Below are 21,328 nucleotides of genomic sequence, written 5' to 3' on the forward strand. Positions count from 1 at the left end.
GGATCAGAGCTGTCCCGCAGCCTTCATCGCCAGATAGGCATCGGCCAGCGCCGGCGCCAGATCCTCGGGCGGGGCGTCGATGACCTGCACGCCGTTGCGACGCAATCGGGCCGCCATCGCGCGGCGGTCATTGCGGGCCCGCTCGGCAGCGCCAGCGTCATAGACCGCGGCCGCATCGCCGCGTCCTTGAGCCAGCCGTTCCACTCGCGGATCGGCGACCGCCGCGAGAATCACCTGGTGGGCTGCGGTCAGATTCGGCAACACCGGCAGCAGGCCCTCTTCCAGGGCGGAGGGGTTGAGATCGGTCAACAGCACAACGAGGTTGCCTCGGCGCGCCCGGCGGGACAACGTGGCCAGCATCGCCGCGGCATCGGATTCGACCAGCGCCGGCTGCAGTGGTGCCATCGCGTCGACCAATTGAGCGAACAGCCGAGTCCTCGACGCCCCGAACACCCCGGCCCGGGTCACCTGGTCATGGGCGAGCAGATCGACGTGATCGCCGGCGCGTAATGCCAACGCCGCCAGCAACAGTGCGGCATCCATCGACCAGTCCAGCCGCGGCCAGCCCGCGGGATCGCGTGCGGTCGGGTCGACACCGATCCGGCCGGCAGCCGTGCGGCCGGTGTCGAGCACGATGACGACCCGCCGGTCCCGTTCGGGCCGCCAGGTGCGCACCACCACCTCGGAGCGCCGTGCGGTGGCCCGCCAGTCGATCGAGCGCACGTCGTCGCCCGCGACGTATTCGCGCAGCGAGTCGAATTCGCTGCCCTGGCCGCGCACCAGTGCCGGAAGATTCCCGTCGACCTCCCGCAGCCGGGCCAGCCGTGCCGGTAGGTGCCGGCGGGACAAGAAGGGCGGAAGTACCCGCACCTGCCCTGGCACCTGCCGAGACCGCTGCCGCCCGGCCAGTCCCAGCGGCCCGATCGAGCGGACCGTGACCCGGTCGGCCTGCTGGTCGCCGCGGCGAATCGGCCGTAGCTCGGTGACTACCCGGGATAGCTGGCTGGCCGCCAGCTCCAGCGGATGGGAGCGCGGTGCGGCGCGGGCGCTGGGCGACCAGGCGTCACGGATCTGACCGCGCAATGGGCGGGCGCCGTTGACGATCCACAAGGTGGTCGTGATCGTCTGGCCGAGTCGTACCGCGTTGTCCATGGACCGATCGATGTGCAGCGTGGCGGGATCTGTGGTCAACCCGACGTCGAGCAGCACTGCCGCGGTGAGTCCAGCCAGCAGCATCGCGAACGCGGCCGCCGGCCAGGGGGCCAGCGTGATCGGCACGGCGCAGAGCAGTGCGATCAGCGCGACGCGACCGGTGAGAATCACCAGCGCGGCACCGGAACCGAGGCCAGAATGCTGTCGAGAACGCCGTCGGCGGTGGCGCCTTCGAGTTCAGCCTCCGGGCGCAACATCACCCGGTGCCGCAGCGTGGAGCGGGCCATCGCCTTGACGTCGTCGGGTGTCACGTAGTTGCGCCCGGACAGCCACGCCCACGACCGTGAGGTGGCGAGCAACGCGGTCGCACCGCGCGGTGAGACACCCAGCTGCAAGGCGGGTGAGTGCCGGGTCGCCGCCACCACGTCGACGATGTAACCCAATACCTGGTCGGCCACCAGCACCTGGCGCACCGCGGCACGCGCGGCCGTCAGATCCTGCGCGCCGGCCACTGGGGCCACCGCGGACAGGTCGTGCGGATCGAAGCCCTGCGCGTGCCGAGCCAAGATGTCGATCTCGGCTTCGCGCACCGGCAGCGGCACAGTCAATTTGAGTAGGAATCGGTCGAGCTGGGCTTCCGGCAGTCGATAGGTGCCCTCGTACTCGATGGGGTTGGCGGTGGCCGCGACGATGAACGGGTCGGGCAGCGGCTTGGCCGCGCCGTCGACGCTGACCTGACCTTCCTCCATCGCCTCCAGCAGCGCCGCCTGGGTCTTGGGCGGAGTCCGGTTGATCTCGTCGGCCAGCAGCAGGTTGGTGAAGACCGGTCCGGGTCGGAACACGAACTCGGCGGTGTGGGTGTCGTAGACCAGCGAGCCGGTGATATCTCCGGGCATCAGGTCCGGGGTGAACTGGACCCGTTTGAAGTCCAACCGCAACGCAGCGCTCAGGGTTCGGACCAGCAGTGTTTTCGCCACGCCTGGAACACCTTCGAGCAGCACATGGCCGCGGCACAACAGTGCGATCACGAGGCCGCTGACCACAGCGTCCTGGCCGACCACTACCTTGGCGACTTCGCTGCGCAACGCCAGCAATGCGTCGCGGGCTGCGGCAGCGGCTGGATTCTCTGCGGGAGTGTGAGTCACGATCCGGTGACCTGCCTTTCGATGTCGTCGAGTGCGTGGGCCAGAGTGACCAGGGCATCGTCGGATTCCGGACGCGGACCGAACAGTAAGTGCCACAACCAGTCGGGGTGCGCCCCGATGCGGGTCGACACTGCCGCGACCAACGCGGGCGGTTCGGGTCCCGGGCCCAATCCCAGGCGTGGAGCCAGTCGGCGCAGGGCCGCAGTGCGCAGGGCGACGGCTGCTCGATCGCGGGCCCGATGCGAGCGGTAGAGGCGGCCGAGCCCTTCGACGGTCTCCGATGCGCGGACGACGACGGGCAATTGTTCGGCGACCAGGGGGCCGAGCCGGCGGCCCTTCCAGACGGCGGCCAGGGCCAGGGCCACACACAGTTGCCAGAACAGCCATCGCAGGTTCGGTGGGATCAGGCCGGCAATCGCGGCCTTCCCTGATTTTGCGCCTTGAATATGTTGGGGCGCATACCAGATCAGGCGATCGGAGGTGCCGGCAAGATTCATCGCCAGCGCGGCGTTGCCTTCCCGGGCCAGGTCGGCGTTGGTCATGAATGTCTCGCTGCCGATCACGGTGATGGTCCGCTTGCCGTCGCGGTAGCGCACCAGGGCGCCGTCATAGCAGCTGTCCAGTGAATGGCCTTTGTTTGCAACATAGGTCGCAGTGGTGCGCAGGTCGATTGCTCCGGCCTGTTGTGCCTCGCGCAGGTTGCAGCCGGGCTGGTGGGTGTATGCCCGTGCGGGGCCGGACCGGATGCCGGGCGCGAGGGCCTGGCGGGCCAGGGCGTCCGGTGCCACCAGAAGCAGGTCGCCGGGCAGATCTGCCAGCCGGTTCATCAGCTCACTGCCGGCGATGCGCGGGGTCTGGGCCAGCAAGACCAACGTGTCGGGACGTGCGTGCAGGGCGACGTCATCGACGGTTGCGGCGGGCACAACCTCGACCCCACGGTGGCGCAGCAGTGTCACCAGTGCGTGGGCGCCCTCGGGGCCGGTGGCATTGGGATCCATTCGGCCGCCCGGCCGCGGTGTGGTCAGGTAGGCGCCCACCGCCGAAACCGCCACGATCACGGCCAAGGCCGCCGCGACCCACAGCCACGTCCGCCGCCTGGTCGTCATCGGTATACCCGAGCCGGTGTTGTGTCCTGCACCCGTTCGTCGAGTTCTGTGACGATCCGATAGCCCTCCGGGGTGGCGGGCAGCTCGCCGTAGTTGACGTCGTTGAAACTTTCGGCAGCCCGGAACAGCGCACCGGCCAGGGCAGGTAGAGCCGCACCGGCGTCGCGGGCCAGTTCGGTGGCGGTACGGCCCGTGGCGGGACGCAAGACCCCGTTCTCCTCGAGTGCGCGGGCCACGGCCCGCAGGCGGTGCCGGATCGCCTCGCCCCAATCTGCCGATGCGGCATGCTGCTGCGCGGCGGTCCGGTGTTCGGCGGCGCTGAGCTGTGTTGCGCCGTACAACGGTTCGCCTCGGTGTCCGTCGTGCAGCATGCGGCGGCTGACGTGGACGGCGGCGACCACGGCCGCCGCGAGGACGATCAGCAACACGCTGATGGTGAACCATCCGCCGGGCAACTCCGCACCCTTGAGCACCAACCGCCGTATCAGGGTCTCGATGAAGGCGAGGAACTGCTGCTTGGGCGACGGCCGCGGGTACATCGGTTTTGCCAGCTCGCGTTCGGCCGCCTCGCGGGCGGCTTCGCGGTCGACGTCGACGGTGGGCACCCGCGATCCTTACCCCGGGGGCCGGGTCAGCCAGAGGTTGTCGGTCCACCCGCCGACGTACGGCCCACCGGTGGCGCCGGTGCGCAGCACCAGGTCGAAGGCCTCGCCCCGGATGCGGCGGTCGGTGTACAGCAGTACTGACACTCCGGCACTGAAGGGCAGCACGATGATCTGACCGATCGTGGTTCCGATCCGGGAGAACAGGCTCAACTGTGCACCGCCGGTCAGGGCGTCTGCGCCGTGGGCGACGATCATCCCGAAGATGTTGAAGGGAAACGCCACTGCGCTGCTGATCAGGGAGACGATCAGTGCCGTCAGCGCCATGATGCCCAGCACTCGCCAGAAACTGTTGCGCACCAAGTAGAACGAGCGGCGCATCGCTTCGAACACGGGTTGGCGCTCCAGCACGATCACGGTCGGCGCGAAGACCAGCACGGTGTAGCCGTAGGCCAATGCTGCGATCAGTGCCGGTACCAGCGGCACGGCGATCAACACTGCGGCGCCGGTGCCGCCCGCTCCGGCGGCGACGGCGATCAGGGCCGCCGCGAAACCACACAGCACCACCGCGGCGAGGCCGATCAGGGCGGTCAGTCCGATCAGCGGACCGAAGCGATCACGCACGATCGCCCAGGCTTCGGCGATGGTGATCGGCGACCCGAACACGGCGCGGCCGACCACCACCGTCAGCAGGCCGGTCAACACGATGGTGCCCAGGGCGGTCACGATAGCCGCGCCCACAGAACCGGTCAGCCACGCTGCCACGTCACCGCCGGAGAGCTCCGACGACGACCTACCCGGGCCTGACGGGTCGAGCGCCGACAGCAGGCCGAACAGGGCGATTCCGCTGATGATCTGGGTGGCCACCACCACCACGGCGGTAAGGCCGAGCACGGTCTTCGGGTTGGCCCGGATGTAGCCGACGGCGCCGTTGTAGATGTCGGTCAGGCTCAGTGGGCGCAGCGCAATGATGCCGGGCTTGAGGTCAGGCTGCGGATAGCCCACCGGGGCGCCGTATCCCGGCGGCGGGCCGTAGCCGGGTGGCGGGCCGTAGCCCGGAGGTGGTGGGCCATAGCCGGGCGGGGGGCCGTAGCCCGGAGGTGGTGGGCCATAGCCGGGCGGGGGGCCGTAGCCAGGAGGTGGTGGGCCATAGCCCGGTGGCGGGCCGTAGCCGGGAGGCGGAAAACCAGGTCCGGGGTAGCCGGGCGGAGGCGGATTCACCATGTGGCTGAGCGTAGCGTTATGGGGCATGGCGGAACTCAAATCCCAGTTGCGTACCGATCTCACGACGGCGATGAAGGCGCAGGACAAGCTGCGCACGGCGACTCTGCGAATGTTGTTGGCCGCGATCCAGGCCGAAGAGGTCGCCGGCAAACAGGCCCGGGAACTGACCGACGAGGACGTCCTGAAGGTGTTGGCGCGCGAAGCCCGCAAGCGTGCGGAGTCCGCGACGATCTACACCCAGAACGGCCGCGGTGACCTCGCCGCCGAAGAGCATGCCGAGGCTCGGATCATCGACGAGTACCTTCCCGCGCCGCTCAGCGACGCCGAACTGGCCGATGTCGTCGACACCGCGCTGGCGCAGGTTGCCGAGGCGATTGGGGAGCGGCCGCACATGAAGCACATGGGCCAGGTGATGAAGGCCGCTACCGCGATTGCCGCGGGCAAGGCCGACGGTTCGCGGCTGTCGACCGCGGTCCGCGAACGGCTCTAGCGATAGCCCGATGCGTCGGCGCCGATCAAGGCCGATCAAGGCAGTGGTGCTCAAATCAATTTCGGCGCAAGCGCTGATTGATGTGGCCAGCACGGAGGGGTGATCCCGGACCGGCCCCCATCGAGGCCGAATTTCGGTATCGATGTCGCCGACTCGTAACCACCGCTCAGTCGTGGTTGAAATGTGCCGAAAGCGCAATCAGGATCGTCACGATCACGAGAATGACGACGACGGGAAGCGCCCACGGGACCACCGCTTCGATCACCCCACCAGCATAGGCCGGTTCCGGCTGGCAGGAGCCGGGCCGACGTGGGAGCACACCGCTCCAGTAATCGAAGGGCGTCCGCTATTTAGCTAGGCGGAAGTACGGTTCAACCGTGCCGCTGAGCTTGACGACCATCGGATTTCCACGGCGATCCTTGGCGGTAGGCACTTCCACACGCACCCAACCCTCGGCCACGTCGTATTCGTGCACGTTGGTTCTCTCGACGCCATTGAAGCGAATACCCACGTCGCGGCGGAGCACCTCTTCGTCGTAGAAGGCGCTGCGCGGATCGATGGAGAGGTGATTCGGTGGAACGTCTGTGTTCTGATCCTCGGACATGATGGCCTTCGTTGAATGCTGCGTTACGTTCTCGGATTTGGTTCTCTGAGAACCTACGCGACCAAGCCTGGCTGGATGAAATCACAGCCACCCAGGTCACCGGGACAAACGTCGCCCCCGACGCCGCAGGCCGACGAACTTCCCGGTGGTAACGCCACACAATCTGCGACATACCGCCGCCACGTTGGCGATCCGTGCCGGCGCTGATAGCTATGGCGGACCCCAACGGAAAAAGGCCCCGACCGGATCAACCGGTCAGAGCCCTCTACCTGCAACAACCTGAGTCGGGGTGGCGGGATTCGAACCCACGACCTCTTCGTCCCGAACTCTACGAACTGGGCGTTTGCGATTAACGGCATTGTTGGCGGTGTTGGATAATTGCAGCTCAGTGCGTTGGTGGTGTTGGTCAACGATGGGGTGCGCTGAAACTACTGCGGACGCACTGCGGACGGAGCCCCGGCCGAGGCTCCCCGAAGGGTGGGGGACGGGCCCCAGCGGTCACCACACCGCCTCTCGTGGCTTAGGCATCTGTGTGTGTCACCGGGGGGTAGGGGGTACCCCTCGGGTCAAATAGCGCCTGCATACCCATGCATGATTTGCGAAAAAAAAAGACCGCTCCCTCTATTAACGCCAATGGAGTGGCGCTTGACCCTGCGGCCGGGGTCACTCCCCCACCCATCTCCGCAGGTCAGAGCGTTATCGGGTGGCTCGCGGCCGGCTGGCGATGCGTCGACCGACAGTCCTGATTGCATAGTTATGCATGGGTGCGGCCCGACACCTTGGCTGACGAGGACAGGGTGTCGGGCCGACTTCCGCCACAACCACTCGCGTGGTCGACGTCACCGGCTGGTCGAGGAGTTGGGCGACCAAGCCGGTGGTGCTTGGGGTCCGGCCGTCGGGCGGTGTCGGCGTGTACTTCCGACGGCCGGACCGGTCTAGCTGCTGCCGTCGTCGCTGGCGATGGTGAACTTGCCAATACGGGAGGCCCGCATGACCTGCCAGCCGATTGACCAGGTGGCGCGCAACATGACGCTGTCCTCGGCGAAAAGTGCATGCTCACTCTGGGCGATGTTCAGCGGGCCGACGGCGGCCACGATTGCCGCCGGGTCGATGACCAGGCCACTGCCCGCCGGGATGAACGGTGACCGCAGCACCGGTAGGCCGAGCAACATGGGCGTGGCGTCGGTGGTGCCGGCACCGAGCAAGGAGGCGTTGATCTGGTCGCCGCCCACCTTCAGCTTCCGCAGCGATGCCCACACGTCCGGCGACACCACGATGTACTGCGGGGTGGCCAGGTTGGCTTCCAGTTCGGCTACCAGGTCCACCAGGCCGTCGAGATTGGCGGCGACCTCGCCACCGTCGACAACGTTCGCGGTGTTCAGGATGCCGGTGGAGCCGGTGGCCGGCGGTGTCGGCGCGGTCTCAGCAAGGTAGGACAGGTCGGCCTTGCGAATGAGGTCGCGTGCCACGCTCTGGGCGGTCTGGGTGGCGGTCTCGGGCTTGTTGAACTGCTCACGGCTCAAGCTGACCAGGCGGGCCAGCTTCTTGACGTGCACGGTGGCCTCGGACAGTGTCGGGCCGCTGTCGGTGATCTGGGCGCCCTCTGCGACGTAGGCGGCTGATTCGTCGTCGGTGATGTACGCAACCCTCAAAGACGGGCTGTCGCCTTCGATGTGGCCGGAGACGGTGCTGGTCTTCAAAATCAATGCTTCGGGAACGACATCGGCCGCAGCGAAGCTGTACTGATCCGGCGACCAGGCGCCCGCCGTGGTCGATGTGGTCAATTCGATAGTCATGGACTGCCTTTCAACGGGTGCGGCCCGGAAGCGCGCACATCAAGTGATTGATGGCGTGGCTCCGGGCCGCGACCTATTTCCCGCATCAGGCGAGTTGGGCCAAGTCTACTACCTTTCACGCGGGGCAAATGCTTCCGCGAATCCCTTCGGCGTCTCCTGCGGGACACCGGAGCCGCTGGCGAACATATTCCGGGACCGTGGTGGCTGTGGCCGCCCGCTGACCCCGAGAGTGCTTCGCGCGGTACCGATTGCGCCCTTGACCAGTTCGGCGTCGACGCTGCCATCTTCGCCGAGCAGGGCGCCCAGTTCGGCGACCGCCCAGATAGCGGCGGGCTTGATTCCCGCGTCATCGGCCAGGCGCTCCACCTGCTGGCGCTGGAGGGCTTCAACGGCGGCCTCGGCAGCCTTGGCGCGGTCGCGGTAGCCGGCCGATTCCTTCCGTAGTTTCTCGACGTAGTCACGCGAGAATTGCTCTGCGGCATCGCTATCGGCGTCGTCCGCCGCAGGGTCCGGCGCCCGCTCGTCGGACTCAGGTTCGGGCTGAACCTCGGTCGTCGGGGTGTCGGCCACCTCGGTTTCGGTGGGGGTCTCGGTGCTACTCACTGATTTCTCCTTCGGTTGTGGCTACACCGTCGCGTAGCCATTGGACAATTTGGTGGGGGTCGGTCTCGGTGAGTTCGCCGATGCGGCGGGCGAACACTTCGGTGATGCTGAGTAATTGCCTAAGCAATACTCCCGCGTTATCGACATAGGTTCCGGCGATGAATTGCGCGGCGGCATTGTTGCCGTCGAGGGCGGCGTCGACCAGGGCGAGCGCGTCTCGGGCGGCGTCGATTTCCTCGGCTGCTTCGGGATTCATCGGTTTTCCTTTCGGGCGGCGGTTACTGCGATGGATCGGGAGCGGTCCCTCCGCGCCCAGTGCGGCGTCTCGATGCCGCGGTGGCACGGTTCACCCGGTGGTGCGTGGCATGTTGGGCAACGGGTGGCGAGAGCGGTGTCGGTCACTGGTTTCCCCCGCCACCGATGACCCGCAGCCGGCTGCGGTTGACGTTCTCGGCGCAGCGATCACGTACCGGGCATCGGCCGCAGATTTCGATGGCGTCCTCGGCGGCCTGGCGGTCACCATCTGCCGCCTGGTCGAATAGTCCGACGTGATCGCGGCAGGCGGCACGGCCGGGTAGGCGCGGGACATCGGTCAGGATCGCGCCGAGGAGCACCATCCATGGCGGTGGGGCGGTGTCCGGGCGGCCCCGGCGGGTGGGGGCGGTCAAGGCCGGACTCCCCTCGCCGCGTCCACAAGCCGGCAGGTGTGACAGCTATGGCACGGGTGCCCGTCCTGCGGTCGGCGGCAGGACCAGCACAGGTCGACCAACTCCGGCGGCATCGCAGCGATAATGTCGCGCTTGGTCAGACTCCGGGCCGGATGCGAAAGCCAGAACTGGCGGCGGCCAACGTTGGCCGCGATCCGCCAGAAAAGCTGGTCACGTACGTCGTCACGAGGTCCGGCATCGTCGGCTTGTACCCCGACGATCACGCTGGCGATGAACGGATCGGCGTGCAGGATGGCGCCCGCCCAGAAGGCGAGCATGAAGCCGTCCCAGAGCCCATGCAGGGCAAGGTCCCCATGGTCCAGCCGGCTCGCGGTGTGCGTGATCAACCCGTGGCCACCGTTGCGGGCCAGCCACTCCAAGATGTCGGCGACGGCGGCGGCTTCGGCGTCGGCGCGATTGTCCGAGTTTTGGAAGTGGACGTGATGTGTCCGGGTGGGCAGTCCGGCCTGCACCCGCTGCCAGAGACAGAACGCCGAGTCGATGCCGCCGGACAGCATCAGGAGGGTGTCGGGATGATTCACGCGGTCTCCTCGGCGTCGGTGGAAGTCGGTGGGGCGATCTTCCACACGGCGTTCGGCCCCATCGTGGAAGTGATGCGGGGCTGGTTGCGGATGGCCTTGCGTAAGGCTTCCCAGGCGTAGCCGTCGGCTTCCCCGGCGGCACGGAAGTGATCACGGTCGATCTCGGTGGTGTTTGCTGGAAGCCTGTCGATATAGGCGCTGATGAAGTCGTCGGTGCTGGGGTACGGGTCGTGTTCGCCGGTGAGTGACCACTGTCCGCGGCCGAGTGCTTTGAGGGTCGGGTGGGCGCTGGCGGCGGTGTGGATCTGGTGCTTGGTGTATCCGGCGGCTTGGCCGGCGGTGATCACAGCAAACGATTCGACGCGGGTGGTACCGGCCGTGATGAGTTGGTCGACGTGGTGGTTGAACCACTTCTGGCACGACACCTTTGGCCGCTCAGATTCGTGCGACCTGCGGGAATCCAGTTCGGTGACGGTAGCGGATGGTTCACCCTGAACTTTCGGTTCACCCTCTTTGAACTGCTGATATGCACCCTGAACCGCCGGTTCACCCTGAACCGGCGCCAAGCGGTATCGAGTACCGCGTGCAACCTCCATTGAGGCCACCAGACCCTCGTGTTTCAGCAAAGCAATAGCTTGGTCGAACATGTCGCGTCGATCTCGCTTTCCCATCTTGCTGCGCAGTTCGTTGCCAGCCTGTTCGCCATCGCGTTCGAGGGTTCGGAGGATGCTGGTGCGGACACCGTCGAGCAGGCGGCTGTCATAGACCTCGTCTCCGACAGCCCTGGCGATTGCCCGCTCCCGCACCTTTGCTCGTGCTGCTTGGCGGGCGTGCTCCAAGACGACGTTTCGGGTGGCGTCGGATACCTGCATGACGGCCTCGGACAGTGCCCAGTCCTGCTCGGAGACGACTGACCGGTGGTGCATGATCGCCAGGAGGGTGGCGACCTTGCAGCGGACCAACATCGCGTGACCATCGAGGGCGTCACCGTCGCCGCGCTGGCGGGCTAGGTGCGCGGCAATGATCGTCTCGGCGATCTCCGCCGGCCCGTAGGCGATCTCCACTACTCCGTCGGCACCGGGCGCCCATAGGGGGATGCCGGTGTCGAGCGGGCCGGGGTCAGCGGAACGTTCGTCGGGCATCTGCGGGTCTGTCGAGGGGAACCACAAGGTGCGCTGAGGGGTTCCGCCCGTCGCGTCATCGAGGATCACCCCGCAGTGTCCGAACTGGCCGGCGACCGAGAGGCACATGCGATAGGTGTGCGGCGCGACCATCCGAGACGTGGCCGACGAAGCCCCCTTGCTGCCGAGCCGTTCACCCATGATCGCGGCCTTGAGGGTGGCGCGGGTGTTGTTCCCTTGCCCTGCGTCCAGTGCGGCCAGGTGGTCGATCTCGGGCACCATGAAGATCGCCCTGCTGATCCGGTCCTCGGGGTTCTTCGTCTCCTTGAACAACTCGGAGATGCCCTGACCCGATCCGAGTCCTTCCTCGTGGATATCAGCCGGCCATGCCAAGCGGGCTGTCGCGTCTGAGATGCCCTTGCCGCCACCGGATGCCGCGACGAACACGGCCATCATGTTGAGGCTGGCTCGGCCGCCGATGACGCCGGGGAGTTGCACGTGCGGACCAGTGCTAGCGGCCACCCGGAGCAGGACGGCGCCGAATACGGCCCAGGGGGCTGCGTAGCGGGCGCGCGCCCACTGGTAGATCCGGGTGAGTTGGTCGGACTCGGATTCGAGGAAGAACTTGTTGGTCAGGGCGGGGTCGATCACGCGGGCTCCTTTCGGCGCGGAACGTATGCGCCACCGCGGCCAGCCCGGATCTGGCGGGCAAAGCTGGGCCAGTCTTCGGCGGCGGCAATAGATTTAGATGCCTCGGCTTGGGCTTCCTGGGCGGCCTCCCAGCGCAGGACCGAGTGCACTCCGGCATCGGCGAGGGCCAGCAGCTTAGCCGGATCGTCGTCGGCCAGGGCCTGCCAGCTAGGCGTGCCGGCCAGCGGAAGCGTGCCGCAGTTAGCTTGCGCAAGAGCGGCTTCCAAAAACGTGTGGACCGGCCACCATGAGACTTGGCGGCTAGTCACGCCGCCCCCTACACGTGGGGCCAACACCGAGCTGGACGCTGGCGGGGTCGGTCAACCACCGGCGGCAGCAGCGGCACTGGACGGCGATCCGCCAGGGCACGAGGTCGGCGGGGACACCGGCCCGTGTGGGGCCGGCTCCCTTCGCTCCGTTGCGCACCGCCATCAGGCACCGCCCGTGCGCGGCCCGGTGTATATCGACATCCGGGAGACCGCCCAGTCCTCGTAGACCACCATCGCGCCCCACTCGTAGCGCAGTTCCTGGAGGACCTTGGCGATGTCGCACAGCTCGTCGAGTTCGGCGGCGACCAGGTCGGTGGTGCCGTGCTGCGGCAAACCGCGGATGCGTGCCTCGTACGTCAGCTCCCCGTCGGGGTGTACCCAGCGGACCAGCTCACCCGTAACAAGGCCGTCGTACACCCCGGACAGGCACGTTGACATCACGTGCAGGACGGGTTCGTCGGCGTCCTGCGCCGCCTGGAGTGCCTCGGCGTCGGTGGGCTGGAAGTGCCGGAAGATGCCGCGTTCGCCGAGCCAGCGGCCGGTGTCTTCGTTCAACTCGACGCGGTGTGGGACGGCGGTCGTGGCCTGTTCGTTGCTCATCGGGTCACCGCCCCGTCGTTGATGACCAGCGCCGCAGCCAGGAGAACCCCGGCCAGCAGGCGGGCATTGGCCGGGGTGAGCGCTACGTCGGCGGCGGCGTTCTCGGCGCTCGTGGCGGCCATCAGGATGCTGTCGGCGTGGCGACGGAGCGCGCGGGCGGTATCGGCCTCGTCGGTGGCGCAGCTCCGGGTGTGTCCGCCGATGCCACCGCAGCAGGTGCGGGTGGCGCTGTCCACGGGGTAGAGGTGACTGTCGGGGTCAGCACCCAAGTCGGTCAGCTCGTAGCCGATGGGGTCGTGATCTGTCATCATGTTGGTTACCTGCTTTCTGTAATGGGTTGGTGGGTTTGAGCGGTCCCCGCCAGGTGTTGGCGCACCTGGGGTTCGGGGGCCGTTCTGCTATTCGGCCGAAGATCCTCGGTCAGGTCGTTGTCGACCAGGCCGAGATCCGCGTGTGATTCCTGCGGGCGGGCGTAAATCAAGCCGCACCGCCAGGATCGATCCGGCTTCTGGTGAGCGCATTGCTGCGTGCTGTGGTTCCACCAAGTTTCGGGACGGCTGCCGCGAGATCATGCTTGGCCGGCGAAGTGGATACGCCAATGGCATGGGGGTGGGCCACGAGGCCCGGTGGCTCACCGCCGCCGCGGCGGGTGGCCTGTTCCTGCTCGGCAATCCACTTCTCGAGCTCGGCGCGCCGGTAGACGACGCGCTTGCCCAGGGAGAACGACGGCGGCCCTTGATTGGTGCTGCGCCAGTAGCGCAGCGTTCCCGCGTTGATGCCGGTCTCTCCGGCAACGTCGGCGGTGGTCATGTACTCAGCCATCTCACCTCGATCTGTCGTAGTTTGCGTCAGTAAACAGATTTAGTCGGGATTACTGTCGCCAAGCACGACTATAGCCACGAGTTGGCGCCAAGCGCAACCAACACGGGCCGATTCTGTGAGAAACTGTCGCAATGAGCGACAGAGCCGACTCGGATTGGACGCTATGGACCGGCGTAGCGATGGAGCGGGCGCGGAAGGCTGTCGGTTGGAGTGCCTCAAGACTGTCGGATCGATGCCGTGAACTTGGCGTACCGATTCACCGGGTGGCACTGGGGAAGATGGAGACGGGGGAACGGACTCCGACCGTTGACGAACTAACCGTGATTGCCGCCGCGCTCAACACATCGCCGGCCATGCTGCTATTTGGGACTGACCTAGTAGAGGGTTCAGTCGCACTACTTCCATCACTACGCACGTCAGCGGACCATGCACTGCAATGGTTTTCGGGCAAATCTTCACTGACTCCCGATGCGCAGAGTGCGTATTCTCAGGCGAATCGCCCGATATCTCTGGCGCGGGATCTTGAAACCGCCCGCCATATGCTGCGGCACTCAGTTAACGACCTAGCGGCGGCGATAAGCAGGGACGACGAGCGGGTTCAGATGTTCCGCGAGATACTGCGTCGAAGCCAAGACGAGGTCGAGTTTATCGAGTCGGAAATCCGCGAAAGCGGCCTAGTGCTGAACAGCGATGATGCCTCAGACACGTAACCGCCGCTCCGGCATCGAAGATCGTTGGCACAGGGCTGGCGACGGTGAACCATGCACCGACAAGGGGCACGGCAAGCTCGGAACCCTGGTTCAGAGCAAGGCTCATGGTGTCGGGAAACGTTGGCGGGCACGATATGTGGATGCGGGCGGTCGCGAGGTTGCCAAGGGCTTCGCACGCAAAGCGGACGCGACGGCGTGGCTGGAGAACATCACATCGACCATCGTCACCGGCACCTACGTCGCACCGGGTGCTGGCAATGCCACCATCGGCGAGATCCACAAGCAGTGGGTCGGAACATTCGGGCACCTAAAGGACACGACCGTCGCGGCCAGAGCCTCCGCGTGGGCGGTGCACGTTCGTGATACCTGGGCAGAGACCGCGGTGGCGGAAGTCCAAACGTCGGCTGTGCGGGCTTGGGTAGCTGATCTGGCTGCGGCCGGTGCGGCGGCTCCGACAATCGAAAATGCCCTTGGTGTGCTCCGCATGATCCTGGCTCTCGCCGTCGAGGACAAGCGCATACCCCGCAACCCGTGCGACGGCGTGAAAGCGCCTGCCCGTGAACATTCCCAGCGGGCCTATCTGACCCATGCCCAGGTGGACGAGCTGGCCACGGCTATGGAGGGCTACGGCCTGGTGGTGCTGTTCCTGGCCTACACAGGCTTGCGGTATGGGGAGATGGCGGCGCTGACTGTCGCTGACTTCGACATGCTGCGACGGCGCGTGAATGTTCGTCGGTCAGTGACCGAGGTGGTGGGGAGGCTGGTGTGGTCGACCCCGAAGAACCACGAACGACGCTCGGTGCCCTTCCCGAAGTTCCTGGCCGACGATCTGGCAGCCGCGATGGTGGACAAGCGCCGCGACGATCTGGTGTTCACCGCGCCGGCTGGTGGGGTGCTGCGGATCGCCACGTTCCGCACCCGCGTGTTCAACCCGGCAGTGACCAACCTGCGGGCACCCGACGACGACGGTAACCCGACAACGGACTGGCCCCGGCCCACGATGCACGATCTGCGGCACACGGCGGCGTCGCTGGCGATCAGTGCCGGCGCCAACGTGAAAGCCGTGCAGACGATGCTGGGCCACAAGAGCGCGGCCCTGACGTTGGACACCTACGCAGACCTGTTTCCCGACGATCTGGAGGCTGTCGCGGACGCTCTGGACGTTGCTGCGCGGGCGGCCAGGAAAACTACTGCGGACGCACTGCGGACGGAGCGAAGCCCGGTCTCGTAGAGCAGAAAGGCCCCGACCGGGTTACCCCTGGTCAGGGCCATTCTCACACTGTCGGGGTGGCGGGATTCGAACCCACGACCTCTTCGTCCCGAACGAAGCACGCTACCAAGCTGCGCCACACCCCGTGTGAAGCCACGACAGCGTATCGCACCGCGCCGCCGGTCACCCAAACGCCCAGGCTGTGCCGATAGCGGAGACCCGTCCCCCGCAAGCGGGAGGTACCCCAGCGCCCGGCTTCGCCGCGCTTGCGAGCCCCGCGAAACGGTCATCGAGGCCCAGCTCACTAGCGCCGGGGAGCATGAAACGCCCCACATCTGGCGTGTGGAGCTCGCAAACATAGGCGGACTTAGGCAGACTGACTAACAAGGTTTAGTGCAAAGGGAGTCAGATCATGACGCTGTTAGGCGGAGCGGTGTATGCCGGCTTCTTCGCTCTGGCTGCGGTGTGGCTGGTAGCCACCAACCCCGACGCAGCCGAAGAGCGGGCTCAGGCGAACGCGAACCGGCAGGACCTCTCGAATTCGGCCAAGACTGCGGCTGGGCCCGTCGGGTCGAGTCCTTGCTGCGCCAGCCAGTCGTCGTTGTAGTAGGTGTCGGCGTAGCGGTCGCCGCTGTCAGCCAACACGGTGACCACCGATCCGTTGCGCCCGTCGGCAACCATCTCTGCCAGTAGCGCAAAAGCGCCCCAGATATTGGTGCCGGTCGAGGCGCCCACCCGACGCCCCAACACCGCGCTGACGTGCCGGGCCGTGGCCACCGAGGCGGCATCGGGCACGGCCATCATCCGGTCCACCACGTCGGGCAGGAACGACGGTTCCACCCGCGGCCGGCCGATGCCTTCGATCCGCGACGATTCTTCGACCACCACGTCGTAGCGGCACTGCGAATAGGCCGGGTAGAAGGCCGAATTCTCCGGGTCCACCACGCACAACCTGGTCGCGTGCCGGCGGTACCGGATGTAGCGGCCGATCGTTGCGCTGGTGCCGCCGGTGCCGGCCCCCACCACGATCCAATCCGGGATCGGATGGGCTTCGTCGCGCATCTGGGAGAACATCGACTCCGCGATGTTGTTGTTGCCGCGCCAGTCGGTGGCCCGCTCGGCGTTGGTGAACTGGTCCAGGTAGTGCCCGCCGGTGTCGGCGGCGATCCGCTCCGCTTCGGCGTAGACATCGGCCGAATGCGCGACGAAATGACAGCGCCCGCCCTGCGCCTCGATCAGCGCCACTTTTGATGCACTGGTCGAGGACGGCATCACCGCGACGAACGGCAGGCCCAGCAGGGCCGCGAAGTAGGCCTCCGAGACCGCGGTGGACCCCGACGACGCCTCGACCACCGTGGTGCCCTCGGCGATCCGGCCGTTGCACAGCCCGTAGAGAAACAGCGAGCGGGCCAGCCGGTGCTTGAGGCTGCCGGTGATGTGGGTGGTCTCGTCCTTGAGGTACAGCGCCACATCGGACTCGGCGGCCCACGCTGCGGGCAGCGGGTAACGCAGCAGATGGGTGTCGGCGCTGCGCCGTGCGTCGGCTTCGATCAGCCGGATCGCGTTGTCGGCCCAGCGCCGTGGATGCCCGTGGTCGGCAATCCGCCCAGTCAACGGGCCGACACGGAGGGCTGGGTCGAGCCGCGGGTGAGCTGCGAGTCGTCACCGCCGGTCGGCGCCGCCACCAGGGTCAGCAGGCTGGCCTCGGGGCGGCAGGCGAACCGCACCGGCGCGAACGGCGAGGTGCCGATCCCCGCCGAGACGTGCAGGCGCATGTGCGCACCCCACTGTGAGGGCCCCTTGACCCGGGACCGATCCAGCCCGCAGTTGGTCACCAGTGCGCCGTAGAACGGCACGCACAGCTGGCCGCCGTGGGTGTGGCCGGCCATCACCAACTGGTAGCCATCACCGGCGAACCGGTCCAGCACGCGTGGCTCCGGCGAATGGGTCAGCCCTAGGCGCAGATCGGCGGTCAGGTCGGCCGGACCAGCGATGGTCTCGTAGCGGTCCCGCTCGATGTGCGGGTCGTCGACACCGGCCGCGGCAATCCGATGGCCGGCCACATCGAATTCACGACGGTTGTGAGTCAGGTCTAGCCAGCCCCGCTCGGTGAAGGCCGCACGCAGGTCCTGCCAGGGCAGCGGGACGCCGTGGATGCGATGCGTCGGCTTGGTCAGGTACTTGGCCGGGTTCTTCAGCCGCGGACCGAAGTAGTCGTTGCTGCCGAACACGAACACGCCCGGCACCGACAGCAGATCACCCAGGGCCTGCACCACCGCCGGGACTGCCTTCGGATGTGCAAGGTTGTCGCCGGTGTTGACCACCAGGTCGGGCTCCAGGCGTACCAGTTCCCGCAGCCAGGCCTGTTTGCGGTGCTGCCCGGGACGCATGTGAATGTCGCTGATGTGCAACACCCGCAGCGGTGAGGAGCCGGGAGCCAGCACCGGCATCGTCGCCTCGCGCACCACGAACGCGTTGCGTTCGATCAGCGCGCCGTAGCCGATAGCGAGCGCCGCCGGCCCGAGCGCTGCCGAAGCGGCGACGACGGACCGGGTCAGGGCAGGTGAAGGAGCCATGGCGTTCAGACTACTGCGCCCAGAGCGCACTACCGCGGTTACGGCGGCGGCGCAGGGGGCGGCAGCAGCGGAATGGTGATCGGCGGCAGCCCGGGAATCTCCACCACCGTCGAACCCACCGGCCCGATCGGCGGTAGGCCGTCCGGCGGCGGTGGCGGTGGCGGCGGGATGCCGTTGCTGACCTCGATGGTGATGATCGAACCGGGAATGGTCTGACCATTCGGTGAGGTGCCGACCACCGCCCCGGAACGGGCGCTGCTGTTGACCCAGTTCGGCTGGTCGGCGACCTGGAATCCGACTTCCTTCAGGCGCGCCCGGGCGGCGTCCACGTCCAGGCCGGTGACGCTGGGCACCCGTGAGTTGGGGCCGCCGTCGACGTACCGCGGATCGGTCGGCGGCATGATGATGTCGCCGAAGTCGGTGGAGATCGGTTTCATTGCCGCAAACCAGGTCCGGGCCGGCTCATTGCCGCCGTAGAGGTCCCCGTCGCCGCAGTGCCGCAGCGGGAACGAGCACAGGTCGCCGGGCGAGAGGGAGTCGTCGAAGATGTAGTTGGCTGCCGCGTAACGGTTGGTGAAGCCCAGAAAGCCCGACGAGCGGTGCGCCTCGGTGGTGCCGGTCTTGCCCGCCATCGGCAGATCCCAGCCCACCGAACCGGCGGCCGGTGCCGCGGTGCCGCCGCCTTGGATGTCCTTGCTCAAGGCGTTGGCCATCGTGTTCGCGAGCCCTTCGGGAACCACTCGCTCACAGGTCTCGGTGGTCACAGCCACCTCGTTGCCGTTGCGGTCGAAGACCTTGTCGATCGGGTTCGGCGGGCACCAGACCCCACCGGAGGCCAAGGTTGCGGCAACGTTGGACAGCTCCAGCGCGTTGACCTCGATCGGGCCCAGGGTGAACGAGCCCAGGTTCTGCCGTTTGACGAAGTCGGCGAGGCTCTCGTTGCTGTCCGGATCGTAGTCGCGGGCGGTACCCGGATCGGCGTAGGAGCGCAGACCCAGCTTGATCGCCATGTCCACGGTGCGGCCGACGCCGACCTGGGAGATCAGCTTCGCGAACGCGGTGTTGGGCGAGGTCGCCAGCGCGGTGGAGACGTTCATCGGCGACCGGTAGGGCGCGACGTTGACCACGCACCAGGTCTCCTTGGGGCAGCCCTTGGCGCCGCCTGAGCCCATGCCCTTGGTCTGGAACCGGCCGGGCACTTCGAGATCGGCGCTGATGCCCATGCCCATCTCCAGCGCTGCGGCCACGGTGAAGGTCTTGAAAATCGACCCGGCGCCGTCGCCGACCAGTGAGAACGGTTGCGGCCGCATGGTTTCGCCGAGGTCAGCGTTGAGCCCGTAGGTACGATTGCTGGCCATCGCCAGCACCGGGTGTGCGTCGCTCCCGGGCTTGATCACGCTCATCACACTGGCGATGCCCTGCACGTTGGGGTTGGCGAAGCTGTCGATCGCCTCTTTGATCGGGGCCTGCACGTCGGGGTCCAGCGTGGTGTGGATGACGTAGCCGCCGCGGGCCACCTGCTCCTTGCTGATCCCCGCCCGCGTGAGGTACTCCTGCACGTAGTCGCAGAAGAAGGCCCGGTCGCCGGCCGCGATGCAGCCCCGCGGCAGCTCGTTGGGCTGCGGCAGGATGCCCAGTGGCTCCTGCTTGGCCGCTCGCAGTGCGTCGGCCTCGCCGGGGATGTTTTCGATCATGGTGTCCAGCACCAGGTTCCGTCGCGCCAGCGCACCCTCGGGATTGGTGTAGGGGTTCAGCGTACTGGTCGACTGCACCATGCCCGCCAGCAGGGCCGACTGCTGCCAGTTCAGGTCCACGGCGTCCACGCCGAAGTAGGTCTGGGCGGCGTCTTGGATGCCGAACGAGTTGTTCCCGAACGACACCAGGTTCAGGTAGCGGGTCAGGATCTGCGGTTTGGTGAAGGTCCGGTCCAGCGTGAGCGCCATCCGGATCTCGCGGAGCTTGCGTGCGGGGGTGGTCTCGATCGCGGCACGCTTCTCGGCGTCGGTCTGGGCCAGCACCAGCAGTTGGTAGTTCTTGATGTACTGCTGCTCCAGCGTCGAGCCGCCGCGGGTGTCGATGTCTCCAGAGGCGTAGCCGGCCAGCCCGGTCAGCGTGCCCTTCCAGTCCACCCCACTGTGTTCGGCGAACCGCTTGTCCTCGATGGAGACGATCGCCAGCTTCATCGTGTCGGCGATCTTGTCGCTGGGCACCTCGAACCGGCGCTGCGAGTACAACCACGCGATCGTGTTGCCCTTGGCGTCGACCATCGTCGACACCGCGGGCACGTCACCGCTGACCAGCTGGGCCGACCCATTGGCCACCACGTCGGAGGCGCGGTTGGACATCAGGCCGATACCGCCGGCGACGGGAAACAGCAGCGCCGCGAGCAATACGGCGGCGAGCAGACAACACCCGGCCAGTTTGAGCACAGTAGGGCCGGTCGGGGGGCGCTCCGACATGGCTAACACACTAGCGGTGGTCGCAAGCGCGGCGGAGCCGGGCGAAGTGGGCCACCGCCATCAACCCAGCCCCGGGGCAAGCGGGTGCTCGCCGAAGACCCCGAAGACCGTGGGGACCCTGGGCGGATTTAACTGACATAGGCGTCAAAAAATACTGGTTCATGCGGCGGTTCCAGCGTCGGCTCTCCTGCGTCGGGCCTCGCTGAACCGCGGGGTTCATGCGGCGGTCCCAGCGTCGGCTCTCCTGCGTCGGGCCTCGCTGAACCGCCGGGTTCAGGCGGACTCGCGCTGCTGATGGCGACGCAGATCATGATCGGACTGCACGGTCGTCCCAAAAAAGTGGCGATCAACCTGTTGCGCAGACAGCACCTGACCACCTAACTTGGACATCGAGTGCGATTCAGGTAACACTGATGACACGATGTGGCGTAGATCGCAGTGTGTCGATCGGCGCCGATGTTGAATAGGTGGCTGCCGGCGGCGGCCGGGACGGAGGATCGTCAGTGTCTGTTGCAGGGACAGCGGTTCACAACGCCAGCATGCCAACGGCTTCAGCATCCCAACCCCCCCGAACCGTCTTGCGCGGCGTGCAGGACGAGGGTCGAATCGCCTGGGTTTCCAAAGCCGTCTGCCGCGGTGCGGATCCCGATGAACTCTTCGTACGCGGTGCGGCGCAACGCAAAGCCGCGGTGATCTGTCGGCACTGCCCGGTCGTGCTTGAGTGTCTGGCCGACGCCCTCGACAACCGGGTCGAGTTCGGTGTGTGGGGCGGCATGACCGAACGGCAACGCCGGGCGCTGCTCAAGCAGCACCCCGAAGTGACCTCCTGGCGCGAGTACTTCGCCGCCCAGCGCAAGCAGCGTGACGCCGGCTGACGCTGGGCTGAGTCCCTCTTCGCTT

At 67.0% G+C, this 21,328-nt stretch carries 22 protein-coding genes, 1 tRNA gene and 1 pseudogene; 4 read left to right on the forward strand and 20 right to left on the reverse strand.

What is annotated here, in order from left to right:
- Positions 1–3: 3 nt before the first annotated feature.
- The 5 genes from NM962_09660 to NM962_09680 are packed head-to-tail and all read right to left on the reverse strand — an operon-like array spanning position 4 to position 5,229.
- Positions 4–1,323 carry a DUF58 domain-containing protein gene (locus tag NM962_09660; protein UVO14236.1) on the reverse strand — a complete coding sequence of 440 codons (1,320 nt, stop codon included), beginning with the start codon at positions 1,321–1,323 and terminating at the stop codon, positions 4–6.
- The gene (locus NM962_09665) at positions 1,320–2,297 is read right to left on the reverse strand and encodes a MoxR family ATPase (protein ID UVO14237.1); all 978 of its coding nucleotides are present in this window, start codon (positions 2,295–2,297) and stop codon (positions 1,320–1,322) included. Before NM962_09665 ends, NM962_09660 begins: the two co-directional genes overlap by 4 nt.
- Positions 2,294–3,403, reverse strand: coding sequence for a DUF4350 domain-containing protein (locus tag NM962_09670; protein ID UVO14238.1), 1,110 nt, complete (start codon positions 3,401–3,403; stop codon positions 2,294–2,296). Before NM962_09670 ends, NM962_09665 begins: the two co-directional genes overlap by 4 nt.
- The gene (locus NM962_09675) at positions 3,400–4,008 is read right to left on the reverse strand and encodes a DUF4129 domain-containing protein (protein UVO14239.1); all 609 of its coding nucleotides are present in this window, start codon (positions 4,006–4,008) and stop codon (positions 3,400–3,402) included. Before NM962_09675 ends, NM962_09670 begins: the two co-directional genes overlap by 4 nt.
- Before the next feature lie 9 nt (positions 4,009–4,017).
- The gene (locus NM962_09680; GenBank protein UVO14240.1) at positions 4,018–5,229 is read right to left on the reverse strand and encodes a hypothetical protein; all 1,212 of its coding nucleotides are present in this window, start codon (positions 5,227–5,229) and stop codon (positions 4,018–4,020) included.
- 25 nt (positions 5,230–5,254) lie between these two features.
- Here NM962_09680 and NM962_09685 point away from each other — a divergent pair, with 25 nt between their 5' ends.
- Positions 5,255–5,719, forward strand: coding sequence for a GatB/YqeY domain-containing protein (locus NM962_09685; protein ID UVO14241.1), 465 nt, complete (start codon positions 5,255–5,257; stop codon positions 5,717–5,719).
- A 346-nt stretch (positions 5,720–6,065) separates the two neighbouring features.
- Here NM962_09685 and NM962_09690 read toward each other — a convergent pair whose 3' ends face one another.
- The 11 genes and pseudogenes from NM962_09690 to NM962_09740 form a co-directional block, all read right to left on the reverse strand.
- Entirely contained in the window at positions 6,066–6,323 is a 258-nt protein-coding gene (locus tag NM962_09690; protein UVO14242.1) for a DUF3297 family protein, read from the reverse strand.
- 935 nt (positions 6,324–7,258) lie between these two features.
- On the reverse strand, positions 7,259–8,119 hold the full coding sequence (locus tag NM962_09695) for a phage major capsid protein (GenBank protein UVO14243.1): 861 nt from the start codon (positions 8,117–8,119) through the stop codon (positions 7,259–7,261).
- A 108-nt stretch (positions 8,120–8,227) separates the two neighbouring features.
- Complete coding sequence (locus tag NM962_09700; GenBank protein UVO14244.1) at positions 8,228–8,722, reverse strand: hypothetical protein; 495 nt, start codon at positions 8,720–8,722, stop codon at positions 8,228–8,230.
- Positions 8,715–8,978 (reverse strand): hypothetical protein, encoded by a 264-nt coding sequence (locus NM962_09705; GenBank protein UVO14245.1) that lies wholly within the window; start codon positions 8,976–8,978, stop codon positions 8,715–8,717. Before NM962_09705 ends, NM962_09700 begins: the two co-directional genes overlap by 8 nt.
- 142 nt (positions 8,979–9,120) lie before the next feature.
- Positions 9,121–9,390 carry a WhiB family transcriptional regulator gene (locus NM962_09710; protein UVO14246.1) on the reverse strand — a complete coding sequence of 90 codons (270 nt, stop codon included), beginning with the start codon at positions 9,388–9,390 and terminating at the stop codon, positions 9,121–9,123.
- The gene (locus NM962_09715; protein ID UVO14247.1) at positions 9,387–9,971 is read right to left on the reverse strand and encodes a 7-cyano-7-deazaguanine synthase; all 585 of its coding nucleotides are present in this window, start codon (positions 9,969–9,971) and stop codon (positions 9,387–9,389) included. Before NM962_09715 ends, NM962_09710 begins: the two co-directional genes overlap by 4 nt.
- Positions 9,968–11,743: an ArsR family transcriptional regulator gene (locus tag NM962_09720; GenBank protein UVO14248.1), complete on the reverse strand. Its 1,776-nt coding sequence runs from the start codon at positions 11,741–11,743 to the stop codon at positions 9,968–9,970. Before NM962_09720 ends, NM962_09715 begins: the two co-directional genes overlap by 4 nt.
- The gene (locus tag NM962_09725) at positions 11,740–12,051 is read right to left on the reverse strand and encodes a DUF2742 domain-containing protein (protein ID UVO14249.1); all 312 of its coding nucleotides are present in this window, start codon (positions 12,049–12,051) and stop codon (positions 11,740–11,742) included. Before NM962_09725 ends, NM962_09720 begins: the two co-directional genes overlap by 4 nt.
- A 162-nt stretch (positions 12,052–12,213) precedes the next feature.
- Positions 12,214–12,651, reverse strand: coding sequence for a hypothetical protein (locus NM962_09730; GenBank protein ID UVO14250.1), 438 nt, complete (start codon positions 12,649–12,651; stop codon positions 12,214–12,216).
- Positions 12,648–12,962, reverse strand: coding sequence for a hypothetical protein (locus tag NM962_09735; GenBank protein ID UVO14251.1), 315 nt, complete (start codon positions 12,960–12,962; stop codon positions 12,648–12,650). Before NM962_09735 ends, NM962_09730 begins: the two co-directional genes overlap by 4 nt.
- A gap of 322 nt (positions 12,963–13,284) precedes the next feature.
- Positions 13,285–13,473 (reverse strand): annotated as a pseudogene (locus NM962_09740) (helix-turn-helix domain-containing protein).
- Between the two features lie 179 nt (positions 13,474–13,652).
- Here NM962_09740 and NM962_09745 point away from each other — a divergent pair.
- Positions 13,653–14,183, forward strand: coding sequence for a helix-turn-helix domain-containing protein (locus NM962_09745; GenBank protein UVO14643.1), 531 nt, complete (start codon positions 13,653–13,655; stop codon positions 14,181–14,183).
- Between the two features lie 136 nt (positions 14,184–14,319).
- Complete coding sequence (locus NM962_09750; GenBank protein UVO14252.1) at positions 14,320–15,414, forward strand: site-specific integrase; 1,095 nt, start codon at positions 14,320–14,322, stop codon at positions 15,412–15,414.
- A 51-nt stretch (positions 15,415–15,465) separates the two neighbouring features.
- Here NM962_09750 and NM962_09755 read toward each other — a convergent pair.
- From NM962_09755 to ponA2, 4 genes are all read right to left on the reverse strand, one after another.
- A tRNA-Pro gene (locus NM962_09755) sits at positions 15,466–15,539 on the reverse strand.
- 361 nt (positions 15,540–15,900) lie between these two features.
- Positions 15,901–17,007: a PLP-dependent cysteine synthase family protein gene (locus NM962_09760; protein UVO14253.1), complete on the reverse strand. Its 1,107-nt coding sequence runs from the start codon at positions 17,005–17,007 to the stop codon at positions 15,901–15,903.
- On the reverse strand, positions 17,004–17,969 hold the full coding sequence (locus tag NM962_09765) for a metallophosphoesterase (protein UVO14254.1): 966 nt from the start codon (positions 17,967–17,969) through the stop codon (positions 17,004–17,006). The genes NM962_09760 and NM962_09765 overlap by 4 nt, the downstream gene beginning before the upstream one ends.
- A gap of 38 nt (positions 17,970–18,007) precedes the next feature.
- The gene (gene ponA2 / locus NM962_09770) at positions 18,008–20,428 is read right to left on the reverse strand and encodes a transglycosylase/D,D-transpeptidase PonA2 (GenBank protein ID UVO14255.1); all 2,421 of its coding nucleotides are present in this window, start codon (positions 20,426–20,428) and stop codon (positions 18,008–18,010) included.
- Between the two features lie 539 nt (positions 20,429–20,967).
- On the opposite strand from ponA2, the gene NM962_09775 reads away from it, so the two are divergent.
- Positions 20,968–21,303: a WhiB family transcriptional regulator gene (locus NM962_09775; GenBank protein UVO14256.1), complete on the forward strand. Its 336-nt coding sequence runs from the start codon at positions 20,968–20,970 to the stop codon at positions 21,301–21,303.
- Positions 21,304–21,328: the final 25 nt, after the last annotated feature.

The organism is Mycobacterium sp. SVM_VP21, from assembly GCA_024758765.1.
In the GTDB taxonomy this organism is placed as follows: Bacteria; Actinomycetota; Actinomycetes; order Mycobacteriales; family Mycobacteriaceae; genus Mycobacterium; species Mycobacterium heraklionense_C.